Source organism: Chryseobacterium sp. BGARF1 (assembly GCF_001677955.1).
Taxonomy (GTDB): Bacteria; Bacteroidota; Bacteroidia; order Flavobacteriales; family Weeksellaceae; genus Chryseobacterium.
In genome coordinates, this window is sequence record NZ_LELA01000009.1 from 1 (window position 1) to 17222 (window position 17222).

Consider the following 17222-nt stretch of genomic DNA (forward strand, 5'->3'; position numbering starts at 1 on the left):
CATTTCAACAAAATTTTAACAACGACAACAAGAAATTATTAACCAAAAGCTCTACTTTTGAGTGTACTTAAGATGGGTGAGATTACAATAGAATTGAAAAGTTAATTATTGATATACTTTTCAAAAATTTTAGAGAAATCTTTTTGGGTATATCTGTCAAAACTATTGGTATTCCAGGCAAAAATATATTCATTGATTGCCTTTAATTCCTGACTTTTTGAAACATTTTCCTGTTTTCCTGATGCAACACTACCAATCGCTTTCTGAATACTGTCATTCGAAAAATTCAGCAAAGAATGATTGTGATGAACTTCCTGCTGAATAGCCAAAAGCGCTTTATACAAGTCTTTCAACTGATCGATCTGACCTTTTGCAACACTGATCATCAAAGGAATATTTCCGATATCAAATGAAATTTCAACATCTAAATCGATCGTTCCCGCAGTTTGAAGAGCTATATTTGAAAAAGGAAACTGATAATATTCGTATCTTCTCAAAACTCGTTTTCTATCCAAAGCACTTGCTCCGTCGATATGAATCAATGCTCTGTTTGTAAAACAGTATTCATCTCTTTTAGATTTAATTAAAAAGAATATTTTCTCATTATCCTCAGATAAAATATAATCATCAGAATCTACCTTATCATAATCCTGAGATGGAATGATTTTACCGATATCACCCAATCCTAAAGCTTCAGCAGCTAATTTTTTAAACATAAAATTTGTACTTTATTAAGTGGATAAAATTAATAAAATATGCGAAATAAAAATGAAAAAAGTTATTTAAGACAAAGAAAAACCACAGACAAAATCTGTGGTTTTAATATTATTGAACTTCGTCAAAGATCTACATCTCTGTCAAAGCGAAAAATTAAATGTGAATCACTTCACCATAAGCAGCAGCAGCAGCTTCCATAATTGCCTCAGAAACTGTTGGATGCGGGTGAATTGACTTAATGATCTCGTGACCAGTCGTTTCTAATTTTCTAGCAACAACCGCTTCAGCAACCATATCAGTTACCCCTTCACCAATCATGTGACAACCTAACCACTCACCGTATTTAGCGTCAAAGATCACTTTGATGAAACCGTCTGTGTTTCCGTTTGCAGTAGCTTTTCCACTTGCAGAAAGAGGGAATTTACCAACTTTAAGCTCGTAACCTTTTTCTTTAGCCTGCTTTTCTGTAAGACCAACAGAAGCAACTTCCGGGTGACAGTAAGTACATCCAGGAATATTGCCATAGTCGATTTTCTCAACGTGCATTCCTTTGATTTTTTCTACACAAGTAATACCTTCAGCAGAAGCAACGTGTGCCAAAGCCTGAGTTGGGATAATATCTCCGATTGCATAGTAACCAGGAACTGAAGTTTCGTACCATTCGTTTACCAAAACTCTACCTTTATCTGTCTGAATTCCCACTTCTTCAAGACCAATGTTCTCGATATTTGCAGCAATTCCAACAGCAGAAAGCAAGATATCAGCTTCAAGAATTACGTTTCCGTTTGCAGTTTTCACAGTAGCTTTCACACCGTTTCCGCTTGTATCAACACTTTCTACAGAAGCATTTGTCATGATTTCGATTCCTGATTTTTTCAGAGATTTCTCTAAGTGCTTAGAAATATCCTCATCTTCTACAGGAACGATGTTTGGTAAAAATTCTACAACAGTTACTTTCGTTCCCATTGTGTTATAGAAGTCAGCAAACTCTACTCCGATAGCTCCAGAACCTACAACGATCATAGATTTTGGCTGCTCAGGAAGAGATAATGCCTGTCTGTATCCGATTACTTTTTTACCGTCTTGAGGTAAGTTTGGCAACTCTCTAGAACGAGCTCCTGTAGCCAAAATAATGTGAGTTCCTGTGTATTCAGTTACTTTTCCTTCTTTATCTGTAACAGAAACTTTTTTCCCTTTTTGTACTTTTGCAGTTCCTAAAATCACATCGATTTTGTTCTTTTTCATCAAGAACTCAATCCCTTTGCTCATTTTAGAGGCTACACCACGGCTTCTCTGAATAACGTTTGGAAACTCAAAACTTGCTTCCACTTTATTCAAACCATAGTCTTCTGCATGATTAATATAATGAAAAACCTGAGCCGACTTCAACAAAGCTTTGGTTGGAATACATCCCCAGTTAAGGCAGATTCCTCCTAAATTTTCTTTCTCGATAATTGCAGTTTTAAAACCCAATTGTGCCGCTCTGATTGCTGTAACATATCCACCGGGTCCACTTCCGATGACAATAATATCGTAATTCATTAGCTTAAAATTTTTATGCGAATTTAAGGAAAAATATTGGATGTTTTGCGTTTCTGAAAATTCGTGAAGCAATGCATAATGAATATGGTTTTCATTTAATTATAAATAAAAAAGAGAACACAAAAACGTATTCTCTTTTAATAAATTTATTTAATATTAAAAATATCGTAAAATTAAACAGTTGTTCAAATTTTCATTTTAACAATATTTCTTGCATCTATTTAGCAGCTCTCAACAATTTCTTTTCGTTTTGATAACGTACATTTAAAGCTTTAAGCTGATCTTGTTTCATTTTTTTGGTAGCAATCGGATGATTTATGATCAGTTTTTTTTCAGTGTTATACCTTTTATTCAATTCATTCAGCTTACTGTTGTATAATTGTGTTTTCGAAGGATGTGGCGGCGGAGTTGGATGTTTCTGTGCCATAACACCTGTTGACAATCCTACTAATAAAATGGTTGATATCAATAGCTTTTTCATAACATTTAAATTTTTTGAATGATCTTAAAACCAATTAATTTCATTCAGGTTTAAAGTCATTATTACAGATATCGTACCATATTTTTTTATTGAACTTCAATATTCTGTTTCAAAGGCAGATTTTTTGAAGAATTTCCTACAAAAATCCTATAGATTCCTTTTTCTACGATCCAGTTCATTTTCTCATCTAAAAACTGTAATTCTTTTACCGGAACTTCAATCGAGATCTGTTTAGATTCTCCAGGTTTTAAATATACTTTTTTTAAACCTTTCAACTCTAAAATGGGTCTTGAAACTGAAGCCAGCAAATCTTTTACATACAACTGAACAACTTCGCTTCCAGCTTTTGAACCTGTATTTTTCACATTCACTTTTGCCACAATCGTTTCACTTTCAGAAAATTTTGCTTGATTTAATTGTAAATCACAGATTTCGAAAGTCGTATAACTCAATCCAAAACCAAACGGATACAATGGCTCACCGCTCAAATCGTGATAATCATTTCCTCTTCCTGTAGGATGATGGTTGTATGTTAAAGGCAACTGACCTTCCTCGATTGGAAACGTAATCGGTAATTTTCCTGAAGGATTTTCAGCTCCAAAAAGAACTTTTGCGACCGCCTTTCCGCCTTCTTCGCCGGGGTACCAAACATCTAAAATTGCACCTACTTTATCTTTCCAATTTGTCGTCTTTATTGCAGAACCACCCACCAAAACAACGGTTATTGGTTTCTTTAGAAGAGAAACTGCTTCTATAAATTGTTCCTGATATCCGGGAAGGCTCAATGAAGACCGGTCCTGAAATTCCCCCTCGTGAATTCCAGCTACAATGATTATGTAATCTGTATCTTGAGCTAAATTGAAGGCTGTATTAAAATCAACCCAAGGATTATTCAAACCGTAATTCCAAACCAATTCAATATTTGCTTCTCCCCTATTTTCATGAAATTCAACAACAATATCTGATTTTTGACCTTTATTAAAATCAAGCTCAACCGTTTTTGTTGAATAACTCAGCTTTTCCCAATTGTCAATTAATAATTTTCCGTTTAAATATAATCTAAAACCGTCATTACCTCTTAAACCTAATTTATATTTTCCAGAATTTGGAGCTTCCAGTTTTCCTGTCCAACGAACGCTGTAATTGTCTGATTGTAGCTTTTCAGGGTTTGGAGAATATAAAGTCCATTTGAAATTCAATTGTTCATCCTGTTTTTCAAAAGCAGGATTTCCTTTTAAATCTGAATTAGAAAAATAATTTCCTTTTAATCCTTTTTTATTTTCGGAAGATAAAAACTCGCTCGGAACAGTGACAAAATTCTTTAGATTCCAATCAATTCCTTTTGAATAAGTAATTTCAATATTTTTATTTTTAACGAAATTTTTAATTCCGTCTAAAATACTTACCTTCTTATTTCCCGGTCCGGAATAACCTCCCAATCTTGCATCAACCGCATCGGTTCCAACAACCAAAATCTTTTTAGTATTTTCCGAAATCGGTAGTGTTTGATGTGTATTTTGAAGCAAAACAAAAGATTCAACAGCTACTTTTTCGGCTAACGGTTTATGATTTATTTTCTTTAATTCTTCAATATTTTTATTTGATACGTAAGGATCTTCAAACAAACCCAGTTCAAATTTCGCTCTTAAAACTCTTGCAACCGCATCATCAATTCTTTCCTTAGAAATTCTTCCATCCAAAAACGGCGGAATAAACAATTTATAATGTTGATATTCGGTCTGGAAAATTACGTCAAGTCCCGCATTGATAGCCTGTGCAGAAGCATCATCATAATCTTTTGCTGTAAAATGCAGAACATTTGCTCCACCAACCGCACTTGCATCACTGATGACAAAACCTTTGAAATTCCATTCGTTTTTTAGTTTTTCGGTCAATAACCAATGATTTGCCGTTGAAGGCCTTCCATCCAACAGATTATAAGAAGTCATCACCGAACGGCTTTTTCCTTGAGTAAAGGCTTTTTGAAAAGGAATTAAATGCGTTTCTTCCAAATATCTTTTGCTCCAGTGAATTGGATAAGAATCACGACCGCCTTCACCAACATTTGCCAGAAAATGTTTTGGAGTGGTAATAATTCCCATATTTTCAAAAGAACTGACAAAATTCACACCCATCACGGAGGTCAAAAATAGGTCTTCACCATACGTTTCCTCCGTTCTTCCCCATCGAACATCACTCGCCAAATTAACAACCGGAGTCAAGATCTGACGAATTCCTCTCAATTTAGATTCTTTTGCAATGGCTGTCGAAACTTCTTTCATTAACTCAGGATTGAAGGTTGCCGACAAACCTATTGCCTGTGGAAAAGCGGTTGCACCTTCACGCATCAATCCATGTAAGGCTTCGTCAAAAGGAATAATAGGAATTCCTAATCGGGATTCTTCAACAAAATATTTTTGAATGGCATTGATTTTTTTTGCTAATCTTTCCGCATCTTCATTGGCATTGTATTTCAACAATTGTCCGGCAACGCCACCGCCTTGATTTCCTGCACTCACCTGCAATCCGAAAATTCCGTGAACATATTGACCTTTCGGAACGTTATCCAAATCTCCGGGAATCATAAAGCATTGCCAGAATTTTTCTTCGGGAGTCATACGTTTCAGCAAATCCTGAACTCGAGCTTCAATGGGTTGTTTTGGGTCTTTATATAAAGGTTTTTGAGCGGTAATAAATGTTGTGCTCAATAATGAAATTACTATAATTTTAAATCTGAGTTTAAACATCGTAAATAATTTAGTTTAAATATGTTCTTTTGTCTTGAAACAAAAGAACCAAAAGTTCAAGACTTGGAACTCTCCGCTAAAAATTAAAATTTAATCCTAAAATTTCCAAAACTTGCGCGAATTCAATATTCGTTCTTCGGTTCAATATTTGTGTCGCGCTTCAAACAATGGGAATTTCTTAACGGATTAAGTTTTAATTTTCTTAACGCTCCGATTTCCTAGGTCACTTTAATTACAAATTCAACTATTGTGTAATTTGGACTACAGTTGAATATTTTAACTGGCTTCTTTCTTTTGGTAAGATGAGTTCAATCGAATTGCCCGTTTTTTTCCATTGAATTTTATTTTTTAAACCTAAAACTTTCAAAGATCTTGGTTTAAAATTTTCAGGAATTGGAAAGCTTAAACTTGATGGTGACTGATAATTTTTGTTATCTTCTAAATGGAAAATATTCACTGTTTTACCGTCTTTACTTTGAGTATAATAAAAATTTCCTTCGTGATAAGGAGCCATGCTTCTTGTTGCAAAAACCGCCGATTGGTTTTTATCCATCCAGCCTGAAATTTCATTTAATCTTTCATACACAATCGGGTCGTAATCTCCGTTTGGTCCGGGAGCAATATTCATCAGGTAATTTCCCCCTCGTGAAATTATTTTAACCAAAGTTTCAATGATTTTTTGAGACGATTTATAATTGTCATTGGGAACATAAGAAAACGAATCGCCCATCGTAATACAGCTCTCCCAAGGAATTGTAAGCGGCTTTTCGGGAACGGCTTGTTCGGGTGTTACATAATTTTCCCATTTTCCTGGAACAGTACGGTCTACAATGATAATTCCCGGTTGATTTTTGCGAGCCATTGTACCGATTTTATCCATGTCAATGTCTTGCTCAACCTTGATGGTTCTTTGCCATTCAACACTTTGGTCAATCGTATGAAACGGGCGCACCCAACCTCCGTCTAACCAAAGGATATCTACTTTACCATAGTTTGAAGTGATTTCGTTAAGTTGATTAAAGGTGAAATTTTTGAAGCTATTCCATCTTTCAGGATATTTTTTAGGGTCATAATTCACATTTCTATCTTTTGGCGGAAAATATGACCACCAATAATCATCAGAATGCCAATCGGGTTTTGAGAAATAAGCTCCTATTTTAAAACCATCTTTTCTGAATGTATTAAACACTTCTTTTACCACATCTGCTTTTGGATTTTTGGAAAAAGGTGTATTTGGGGAAGTTATTTTGTAATCAGACTGCTTCGTATCAAACATCGCAAAACCATCATGATGCTTTGTAGTGAAAACCACATATTTCATGCCCGCTTTCTTTGCTGCATCTGCCCACTTTTGAGGATTAAACTGTGTAGGATTAAAAGTTTTCTGTAGATTTTCATAATTTTCTACATATTCATTGTAAGATTTTCCGTGTTCGGGTTTACGCTGCGTCCACGATTCATCTTCAGGACAAAGACTCCAACTTTCGACAATTCCCCATTGGCTGTATGTTCCCCAATGCATGAACAAACCAAATTTTAGATCTTGCCAGCTTTCGAGATTTTGAACAACTAAAGGGTCCGTAGGTTTTTGATAACCTTCCGAAACATTATGCGCTTGTGAAAAAAAAGTGGATGATATGAGTAATGATGAGAAAAATACAGTTTTAGTTTTTTTACTTAACATAAAGTTTAGTTTTTCGCTAATTTAATCATCATTTGATAAATTCACAAACGGTAGTTTTTTCGAGTTTTCTTCCTCAGTCTTCATTCTTTGCTAAACCAAATCTTTAAATGCAGTTTCAACATTTGGATAGGTAAATTTAAAACCACTTTTCATTAATTTTTCAGGATAAACGTTTCGGCTTTTTAGTAATAATTCGGTTTCTGTTTTTAACAATACAGAGGCGATTTCCAGTTGCCAAACTGCGGCATTTAAACCAAAGGGAATTTTCATTTCTTTTCTTAATTTTTGCATAAATCCTTCATTAGACAAAGGATTTGGAGCAGTCACATTAATTCCTCCTGAAAGATTTTTATTCTCAATAATATATTCTACAGCTTTGCAAAAATCATTAATATGAATCCAGCTTATATTCTGATTTCCTCTTCCCTGTTTTCCGCCTAAACCCAATTTTGTAATTAATTTTAATTTGGTAAAAGCTCCCCCATTATTTCCTAAAACAATCGATGTTCTTAATGCAACTTTTCTGATGTCTTTATTTTCAGTTTTGAAAAATTCTTTTTCCCAGCTTTTACAGATATTCATTGAAAAATCATCGCCGATTATTCCGTTTTCTTCTGTATTTAAATGTGTTTCTGAATGAACATAAATTGTTGCCGAACTTGCATTCAACCATATTTTTGGTTTATTAATACAATTGTCAACCGCTTGTTGAAGTATTTTTGTACTATTAATTCTTGAATCGTAAATTTCCTGTTTGTTTTTGTCTGTATATCGACAATCGACAGATTTTCCCGCCAGATTGATTAAAACATCTGAATTTTCAAGCAAAGTTTTCCATTCACCTAACGTTTTTGCATCCCATAAAATTTCGTTTTTTCGTTTTGGATTTCTCGTTAAAATATACACTTGATTTCCTTTTTCGGTAAAATATTTTTCGAGATTTTTTCCGAGGAAACCGGTTCCGGCAGCGATGATTATTTTCATTATTTTTAAGGCTTAGGCTTAGGTTAATAATTAAAGGTGAAATTCTAAGTAATAGTATCTTTTAAACACATTAGAACACTTTAGTTTTTAGTTTAAATAGTTTGAGAAAATTTAGAACACATAAGTTTTGAAAATCTAAGATTTTCATCCTAACAAGTTTCAATTTCTTTTAAAAAATTCACCTTGCTTTTTACTTTTCCAGCAAATACTTTTTCATTCTTACTTCTATTTCAGAACCTTCGGCAAGCATTACTGAAATTGGTTTTTGATGATTTATACATTCAAAATCTTGTCCGTAGACTTTTTTAAAATCTATTTTCACATGATGGTCTTTTACAGGATACCAATCCCATTTTGGATGGCAAACTTCGTATTCTGAGGTTTTATTTCCCCGTTTTGTAAATCCCCAATAATGTTCAATGATAAATTCGAATTCCGAATCATTTTTCATTTTTTGTGCTTTGCTTTCTGCATTAATCTGAATAAAATTCCAGTGCTCTTCTTTCCAGAAATATTTTACAATCAAATCACTGCCGCTGTAATGCATTTCATTTTTCATTTTTCGGGTCTTATAATTTTCTTTATACACCCAATTGGCGATAATACTCAATGCATATTTCGGAACAATTTCTTTAATGAAAACAACACCTCTTTTCCATTCTTTTCCATCTTTTTTTCTGACATAAAATCTTAAATTTACCTCTTCAAAATTTCTATGAAACGGAATCGGAAGTCCCAATAATTTGGTATTTAAAAACATAAATCCTACCAGGCTAACATAACATTTGCCTTGGTAAAAGTCGATTTCTGTTCCGTTGGGAAGGTACTTTAATAAGATTTCCGGATTCACTTCGTAATTGATGATGGCTAATTTTCGCCATTCGGCTTTTAGGAATTTCATGATTGATGCTTGTTGTTAGTTGATTGTTAATGATTTTGCGTGAAATGCTTCGACTTCGCTCAGCATGACAGTTTTAGTACTCACTGTTTATTATTTTCTGTTGCATTTTTAATTATCTCATTTCTTTTTAATAAAAATCTTTTCATATAATTTTTCAGAAAAAAATAATTGAACAATTGACCGATAATTCCAAAAGGTGATTCAAATTCTAAAATATCTGTCATTATCGTGTTTTTGCCATCCTCTCTGAAAATATGTTGATGCTTAAAAGATTTAAATCTTCCTTTCAGCATAACATCTGTGAATTGATAAGGTTTCTTCATATCTACAATTTTTGAAGTATGGGTTTGGTAAAATCCGAGGTGTTTTGCTCTCCAAGTTACGGTTTCATTCAATTCTATTAAACCTGAAATTCTTCCTGCGATAGCTTTTTCATTGGTTTTTGAGGTTGATTTTTGGTGCAAATCAATGTCTCTAGCCAAATCGAACACTTTATGAACATCAGCTTGAATGGTTGTATTTAGAATTATTATTGACATATTTTGATGGTTGATGGTTGATGGTTGATGGTTGATGGTTGATGGTTGATGGTTGATGGTTGATGGTTGATGGTTGATGGTTGATAGGATTTCATCCTATCCTTTGGTAGGCCGTCCCTTTGGGACTTTATTTTATAACTTTTAAAATGTTTGTTTCTTATTCAGTTCCGGTAAAACTTTATCGATTCTATCTGCCAATTCAGGTAATTTTATGGTTGGAACTGCAGGAAAAAGATGGTGCTCCATATGATAAAACATACTGAACGTTAATTTATTTTTCCAAGATCCACGTTGTGTTCTAGCAATGTTTGGGTTTTCGTTTGTGTCATGATGAACCGTCCAAACTGCGAAAAATGCCATTAAAAATTCACCAAAAAACATGATTAAAATATGATATATTAAAAAATCAATCTGGAAATAGAAAGCAATGAAAACAAAAACAGCAATCGAAATGAGTTCTAAAAACATATTCTTTTTATAATTTTTGTTGGCTAATTTAAAAATCACCCAATGAATAAGAAACATGTGTTTTGGGCCGTATAAAATAGCTTCATACCATTTCATTGAGGCAGACTTCCCTTCGTAATCTTCTTCTGAGAGACAAAATTTATGATGCCTGATGTGATTAAATTTCACCGCATGAATCGATGCCATCATTGAAATACTGTTTAAATACATCGAAAGCCAAGTCAGGAATCTTCCCGTTCCTAAAGAATTGTGAAATCCGTTGTGAACCTGTCTTAATGCTGTCAAAAAATAAAATCCAGAGAACGGAAGAGCCGCCCAATAATATCCTTTGTACGCCAAAAACAGAGAGATAAAAAACCATGGCAAAGAGATATTATTCTCTATCAGCATTTCTTTGACGGAAAGTTTTTTGAGGTCTTTCCATTCTACTTTTTTTATTAATTCGGTATGGTTCATTTTTTGAGTTTTTAGATAAGATAATAGTCAATTTTTCAAAAAACCTTCATGGAATTATGATTTTAAAAAGTTATTCTTTTCGTTTTTCCTCCGAAATAAAAAATCAGAACTAAATGAATGATTAAATTTTTCATAATAATTGATTTTAAAGTTTAAGATTCTATAATTTCTTCGTGTATGATTTTGTCTTTATTAATTGCATGTTTACGACCTTTTAGAAATAAAAGTAAATTCAGAAGCATCATTACACCAAGATAAATTGAAAATCCGCCAATCTTTTTGCTTAATGCAACAACTAATTTTTCAACAGTTTCAATCTGAAAAAATTCAATAATACAAAGGGCGAAACCGATATTTAAAAGGTAAAAACCTATTTTAAACAATGAGTTGGTTGCCATCGCAATGTCTTGTTTCTGATGAAAAATATCAATCATAAATGTTTTTGAGTTTTTAAACAGAAATTGTGAAACGAGTACAGTAAGCGTGATCACAATTGGTAAGTAAATGATGTACGCTGAGAGGTTGTACGTTTGGGTAAGGATAGTTGCAGTCATGATAATTTATTTTATTGTTAATTTTTTTCTTAAAACATAAAGCATTAGGATATTGATAAAATGCAGCGCACAGAGAATTAAAACAATCATTCCGATACGAACGGAAACGGTAGTTAAAAGTGCTTCCCAATTCGAAATATTTTTCCAGAAACTCAGATTTAATGCGATGTAGCCTAGATTTACCAAATAATAACTTCCAAGAAGAATTCTGTTGACCGTAAGGCAAAAATCATTGTCTTTGATTAAATATTCCAAATATACTTTCCCGGAATTGAAACATCTTCTTCCCACATCAATTGTGATATACGAGCTGATTCCTAGAAATAACAGATATGAAATAATATTAAACATTTTATAAATATTATATTTTCAATAATTTTTGAAAGATAATTTGAAATAAAAAAGGTTCATCTCCTTTCCTATTTTTTTGAATGATTTCTTATTAAATAAAAACCATAAACCAGATAATAAATATTGAAAAGAATACCGCCAATTCCCATAAAATTCATAACAAAATCAACTTTAGAATCTATAGTTAATGAACTTATTCCAAACAATAAAAGAAAGAATAAAATAACTCCGAAGAAATAATATCTATGTAATTTACTTGCTACAACAGAGATTCTAATTAAAAAACCCAATAGATTTGCAACACCAATAAAGAAAAGTGCAATAAAAAAATCTGATGCCTGATTTTGTTTATTGTGATCTATGACCAAGTAAAGAAAACTTCCTAAGCTTAACAAAATTTGAAAAGCAACTTCTGTTTTTAAAATATTCAGTTTCATTTTATAGTTTTTTTAGGGTTTTAATTTTACTATACTTTCAATAATTTTTGAAAACTAATTTGAAATAAAAAAGGATTTTTGAAGTCCTTCTCTACTTTAATAAGTTGGTTATTTTTCCTACCAACCAATGATCATCGCTCTTTATTGCCAGATCCATTATGTTGAAAACTTTTCCTGTAACGTTTTCCATTTCCTCCATCAAAGCTGTAAATTTTTTGGCTTCTTCAGTATTTTCTTCCACATTTTTAAGCTCTGAGATTGAATTCAAAACCGGTTCTATTTCTCTTTTCTTACGTTCTTTCACCAATTGCTTAAACAAATACCACATATCTCTTTCGGCAAAAAAATATTCTTTTCGGTCGCCTTTCATGAGCTCTTTTCTTACCAACCCCCACTCCATCAGGTTTCTGAGATTCATATTGGCATTTCCTCTTGAAATCTCCAGCATTTGCATTACTTCATCTGTAGAAAGTGCTTTTCCTTCCGCTAAAAGTAAAGCATGAACCTGTGCCATCGTACGGTTAATCCCCCAGTTTGTGGCTAAAGTTCCCCAAGTTTGAATGTATTTTTCTTTTGCTTCTGAAAGTTGCATTTCCGTCTTCTTTTAAATTTCTAATACAAATGTAATTATAATTTTTGAATTTTCAATAATTTTTGAAAGTTTAGTTTTTTATTTTTAATTTCTAAAAAAAGATAGTGCTCCTATGGAACGCCATCTAAAAATTATGTTGCTATTTCTACACAGGTATTGTTCCGATGAAACATTTGAAAATTGTAGAGAAATTCGTTTAGTCTTTTTTAATTAAGGTTCTATTTTAGCTTTAATTCCTTCACTCCAAAACTTAGATTCAGGCATATAATAAAGATAAACATTGCTTGCTTTTCCGGTATATTCTCCTGCAAATTCTACTTTTAGATCAAGATTAATGATCTTCGTTTCATTGGCATCAAAATGTTCCCAGTATAAAACCAGATAATTATCAAAGATTTCATAATAAGATACCTGTTTCTTATCAATCATATCTTTCAACAATGCATTTTGTAAAGTCAATCCGGCAGGAATTCCGATTTTTGCGGTAGTCATCGGTAAATCTCCGTTGATTTTATTTTTCACGATTACCGTCATTCTGTTGGTCTCTCCTACTTTTGAAGTTTCAGATTTTAGTTTTGTTTCTAAAGTCACAGGAATATTTTCACTTTTTGGAGCTTCCAAAGTGTAATACTGGTAATCTAGTTTATAAGGTAAACCTTTGTCACATAAATATTCAACACTCAAGTCGTTTTCACCCTTCCTGAAAGCTGAAGAAAACATAATATTTGGTGATACTTTGGCATTATTGATTTTAATTTCCGGTTTATCAATTCCAAATAATTTTTCGTTTTTAGCGAAGAAATCTGATAATGCTTCTAAAGCAACTGTTGTAGCTTGTGTTGAACCAAATCCGTAATATCCGTTGTAATTAATCAATTCATCTGCAACTTTTGCAATTTCCAACTGATTATTTTTTTCATTTTTTTGTAAAGCCATCATGTACAAGGAAAGCGTTTCTGCATTGGCTGAAATTCCTTGTGAACCTGTAAATGTGGTTTTGGTTTTTACATCTTTATTTTTGTACTGTTCGTTTAAAATAGAAAGTAATTGATTGTAATCTTCCTTTTTCCCAAGATTTGAAGATGTATTTGCCATTAACGCCAACTGATAAGAATCTTTTGTGGCCAAAGCTCTTTTTAGGCTGATTTCGTAAGTATTCTGAATTTCATTTTTAATACCAAGTTTAGACAAAGCATACAAAACATACATATTTCTGGACCATGAATATTCTGAATATTCTGCTTTCGATTCATAATTTCTTCTTACCTCAAAAAGTCCGTTAGAATTTTTCTTCGAAAGAATAAATGAAGAAAGATTCTGAACCAATTTCGCATCTACATTTACATATTTCTTTAAATCTCTGAACTGAAGTAAAGCAAAAGCGGACAAAGCAACATCAGATTCGCTATCACCAAAATAAGAAAATCCGCCGTCTCTATTTTTGTAAGACAGCATTTTTTCGAATCCTTTTTTCATATTTCGAACAACATTGTATTCTGTCCCTGAATTAATTTTATGGGTAGATTTTAAGTAATCAAGAATAAAAACATTGGGGTAAACAGTAGAAGAAAGCTGCTCGAAACATCCGTAAGGTTCTCGTTTTAATCTTTCAATATCTTCAAACATTTGCAATGCCGAATTTTCGTAAACATAATAAGATGCTTCAAAACTGCTGTTTACATATTCCGGAATATTGATTTTCGCGTTTTCTGGTTTGTTATTGACAATTGAAAAACGATGCGGAAAACCCTTTTCTTCTACTTTCAACGGTAAAATCATTGTTTCTCTGAAATCTCCAGACTTTACAGTAAACTGAATGTTCGAACTAATTAATTTATCTGTCTGTATTTTCACAAACAATCTTCCAGATTCTAATGGTTTTAAAGTAATCAAGCTGTCAGCTTTCATTAGCTTAATATGATTCGGAACAATGACATTCATCGTTAATGTTTTCGTCTCCGAAGAATTATTTTTAATGACCACAGGAATCATCATTTGGTCAGTTCGCGTGAGATATTGCGGAATTTTAGCATCAATTGAAATTAGACTTTGTGCAGCATAGGTTGTTTCATCTCTTCCAATTAATCCCGATGCAGAAATACCTTCCGTCATTACTCTGAAAGCTGAATTGGCATCAGATTGATAAAATTCTACCTGTGCTTTTCCATTTTTATCGGTTTCAACAATAGGATTCCAATATATAGTATCACGGTAATCGTGGCGGTATGAAGTATTGGTTGTTTCATAAACAGGATAGGAAAATTTACGATAACCATCATAATGATAAGATTTATCGTAAATCGTCAAGCTATCTCTTGGAATATTTTTTACCGCAAAAAAAGTTTTGGGAGTGATATCAAATTTGATGTTTGAGTTTCTTCCATTTTTTGAATTGATGATAATGACTCCGTTTGAACCTCTATTCCCATAAATGGAAGTCGCAGCAGCGTCTTTTAAAACAGAAACAGAATTGATATCATTCGAATTTAAATTTCTGAATTGAGTAGCATTAGAAACAACTCCGTCAATAACATACAAAGGATTAGCAGAAGCTGTGATGGATCCAACACCTCTAATAACAACATCAATTTTACTTAATCCAGGGAAACCTGAACTAGAATTTATAGACAATCCTGCTGCTGCTCCCTGTAAAGATTGTAAAAATGATACATTAGGTCTATTTTCAAACATTTTTGATTCTATTGTTGTGATAGAACTTGTTGTTAAAGACTTAGTTAATGTCCTATTATAACCTAATACTACAACTTCTTCAATACTCTTTTCAACATTACTAGAATCTGATTTTCTAATTGATGGTAATTTTTTTAAAATCTCTTGAATACCTTGGGAAATTGACGGCTTTTTTTTTATTCCAGCTTCTTTTATGATTTCCTCAACATTAATATTTTCTAAAGATTTCTTAACTAAAGGATTAATATTCAATTGATAAGAAAGCATTCTAATATTAACTTTCTGTTTCGGGTCTAAAGATTTTGCAATAACATCGTGTTGATATTTACCTTCCAAATCTGAAAAATAAAACAAGCCATTCTCTGAGGTAATTTGTTTTTTAATTTTAGAGTAATTTTCAATTAAATACACTTCTGCTTTTATAGGCTTTTTATTCTCATCTTCTACAACTCCGTAAATTGGGTTTATTTTTTCAGGAAGATATTTATAGTTTCCTGTTTTTTCAACTTCAGAATTGATTTCAAAATATCGGTAACCATTGGTCAACATGACTAAGTCTAAACTCTTTGTTGCTTTTTCTTCTTTTTTATCAAAATAAAACTGAGGTCTTTCGATTTTTCCTCTCAATTCAGAATCCAATAAAAGCCAGGAAAGAATATGGTTTTGCTTATCATCTGCATACGTCCAGAGTTTATCATCAACTACGCTCATCGAAAGATTGGCAGGAATCGGCTGGTTATTTTCGTCAGTAGTTTCAATATTGACAAGCACTTTTTCTCTCGGTAAATAATTTTTCTTTGTTGGAGTAATTTTCACCTTCATCTGCTTATTTTCATTCGCAAAGACAATTCTTTCAGCCAAAGGAATATGATTCTCGATCACTGTAAATCTGATAATTCCGATTGGAAGTTCTTTTTCAGAGATCTCAAGAAAATTTAAACCTTGCTTTAAGTTTAATAATTTAGAATACACTTCTTTTTCTCTGAAATTACCTGTTATCAAAACATTTTTTTCAGATTTTGTATTGATGATCAAACTGATGGTTTGGTTTTCTTTTTTAGTATTAAAAACAATTCCATCCTCTTTTGCGACTGGAAGTTGGTATATTTTACTGATATTTTCGGGCTTAAGAACTTTTGCATAATACATTTCACCTTTTTTAGGTGTAAAAAGGACACTTCCCATCCCAAAATTATAGGCTGAAACTTCAGTTAATTTTTGATGATCTTGGTTATAAATTTCTAAAACTGCATCAACAGGATTTCCAAATTCATCTAGAACTTTAAAAGCAATATTTTGTTCAATTTCATTGATGAAAGTTCCGCCTTCAGGCATGAATTTTAAATCCAAATTATTTAAAACAATTGGAATATTTCTCGAAATGGATTCTGTAAAACCATCGTAATTTACTTTTATGCTCAATAAAGCATCCGAAGATTTCAATACTTCAGGAAGTTTAAATTTCAGTAAATATTTTCCTTCTTTATCTGTTATCAATGAACCCTCTGTGATTTTTTCACCTTCATGCATCACTGTAAAATAGGCTTCATAAAACGGAATCGGAAGGTTGCTTAAACTTCTCATCGAGAAATTTGCCAAAACCTCATCTCCTGCTCCATAGCCTTTTTTAGGGAAATCGAGTTTCATTAATATTCTCGGAGAAACTATTTTTTGGAGCGTAATTTCTTTTTCGAAAACATTTTTCCCGGTTTCATTTTGCATCCAAGCTGTAAAAGCCCTGATCTTGTAAAGTCCCCCTTTCATATCTTCAGAAAAACTGAAAGCACCTTCTGCATGGCCATTTTTTATTGCATATTTATTTTTCTTTACAACGGCTCCGCTTGGATCAATCAATTCTACATTCACCGTTCTGCTTTGATTGGCAGGATGGTTATTTTCAGCCTGAACAATGAATATTTTGAAATACATTTCCTCTCCAGGTTTATAAAAAACATGGTTGGTCTGAATATATGTTTTCTCTTTTTTAAAATCACTGAATTTAGTCTGTCCATTGAAAAACAGACATGAAAACAGAGTAAAAGCAAAAGCTATATTGAATAAAAATCTGAATTTCATAG

General features: G+C 32.5%; 14 protein-coding genes. All 14 read right to left on the reverse strand.

Features of this window, described 5'->3' with window-relative positions; all coding sequences use genetic code 11:
- Window positions 1-101 precede the first annotated feature (101 nt).
- The 14 genes from AB671_RS02205 to AB671_RS02270 all read right to left on the reverse strand — a co-directional run bounded on the left by AB671_RS02205 (window position 102) and on the right by AB671_RS02270 (window position 17220).
- Window positions 102-716 carry a PH domain-containing protein gene (locus AB671_RS02205; RefSeq protein ID WP_066676753.1) on the reverse strand — a complete coding sequence of 205 codons (615 nt, stop codon included), beginning with the start codon at window positions 714-716 and terminating at the stop codon, window positions 102-104.
- A gap of 154 nt (window positions 717-870) precedes the next feature.
- Window positions 871-2259: a dihydrolipoyl dehydrogenase gene (gene lpdA / locus AB671_RS02210; protein WP_066676752.1), complete on the reverse strand. Its 1389-nt coding sequence runs from the start codon at window positions 2257-2259 to the stop codon at window positions 871-873.
- 217 nt (window positions 2260-2476) lie between these two features.
- Window positions 2477-2740, reverse strand: coding sequence for a hypothetical protein (locus AB671_RS02215; protein WP_066676750.1), 264 nt, complete (start codon window positions 2738-2740; stop codon window positions 2477-2479).
- Window positions 2741-2826: 86 nt separating this feature from the next.
- The gene (locus AB671_RS02220) at window positions 2827-5487 is read right to left on the reverse strand and encodes a glycoside hydrolase family 3 N-terminal domain-containing protein (RefSeq protein WP_066676749.1); all 2661 of its coding nucleotides are present in this window, start codon (window positions 5485-5487) and stop codon (window positions 2827-2829) included.
- Window positions 5488-5731: 244 nt separating this feature from the next.
- Window positions 5732-7171 carry an alpha-L-fucosidase gene (locus AB671_RS02225; RefSeq protein WP_066676748.1) on the reverse strand — a complete coding sequence of 480 codons (1440 nt, stop codon included), beginning with the start codon at window positions 7169-7171 and terminating at the stop codon, window positions 5732-5734.
- A 90-nt stretch (window positions 7172-7261) separates the two neighbouring features.
- Window positions 7262-8155, reverse strand: coding sequence for a TIGR01777 family oxidoreductase (locus AB671_RS02230; protein WP_082987214.1), 894 nt, complete (start codon window positions 8153-8155; stop codon window positions 7262-7264).
- A 190-nt stretch (window positions 8156-8345) separates the two neighbouring features.
- Entirely contained in the window at window positions 8346-9056 is a 711-nt protein-coding gene (locus AB671_RS02235) for a YqjF family protein (protein ID WP_066676746.1), read from the reverse strand.
- A gap of 80 nt (window positions 9057-9136) precedes the next feature.
- Window positions 9137-9595, reverse strand: a complete 459-nt coding sequence (locus tag AB671_RS02240) for an SRPBCC family protein (protein WP_066676744.1) — start codon at window positions 9593-9595, stop codon at window positions 9137-9139.
- 141 nt (window positions 9596-9736) lie between these two features.
- A complete protein-coding gene (locus AB671_RS02245) occupies window positions 9737-10519 on the reverse strand; it encodes a fatty acid desaturase family protein (RefSeq protein WP_066676743.1) in 783 nt (260 codons plus the stop codon).
- Between the two features lie 152 nt (window positions 10520-10671).
- Complete coding sequence (locus AB671_RS02250) at window positions 10672-11073, reverse strand: hypothetical protein (protein WP_066676742.1); 402 nt, start codon at window positions 11071-11073, stop codon at window positions 10672-10674.
- A 6-nt stretch (window positions 11074-11079) separates the two neighbouring features.
- Window positions 11080-11424 (reverse strand): hypothetical protein, encoded by a 345-nt coding sequence (locus AB671_RS02255; RefSeq protein ID WP_066676741.1) that lies wholly within the window; start codon window positions 11422-11424, stop codon window positions 11080-11082.
- A 68-nt stretch (window positions 11425-11492) separates the two neighbouring features.
- A complete protein-coding gene (locus AB671_RS02260; protein WP_066676739.1) occupies window positions 11493-11861 on the reverse strand; it encodes a hypothetical protein in 369 nt (122 codons plus the stop codon).
- 91 nt (window positions 11862-11952) lie between these two features.
- Window positions 11953-12453, reverse strand: coding sequence for a GbsR/MarR family transcriptional regulator (locus tag AB671_RS02265; protein WP_066676735.1), 501 nt, complete (start codon window positions 12451-12453; stop codon window positions 11953-11955).
- A 210-nt stretch (window positions 12454-12663) separates the two neighbouring features.
- Window positions 12664-17220, reverse strand: coding sequence for a TonB-dependent receptor plug domain-containing protein (locus AB671_RS02270; RefSeq protein ID WP_066676732.1), 4557 nt, complete (start codon window positions 17218-17220; stop codon window positions 12664-12666).
- Window positions 17221-17222: the final 2 nt, after the last annotated feature.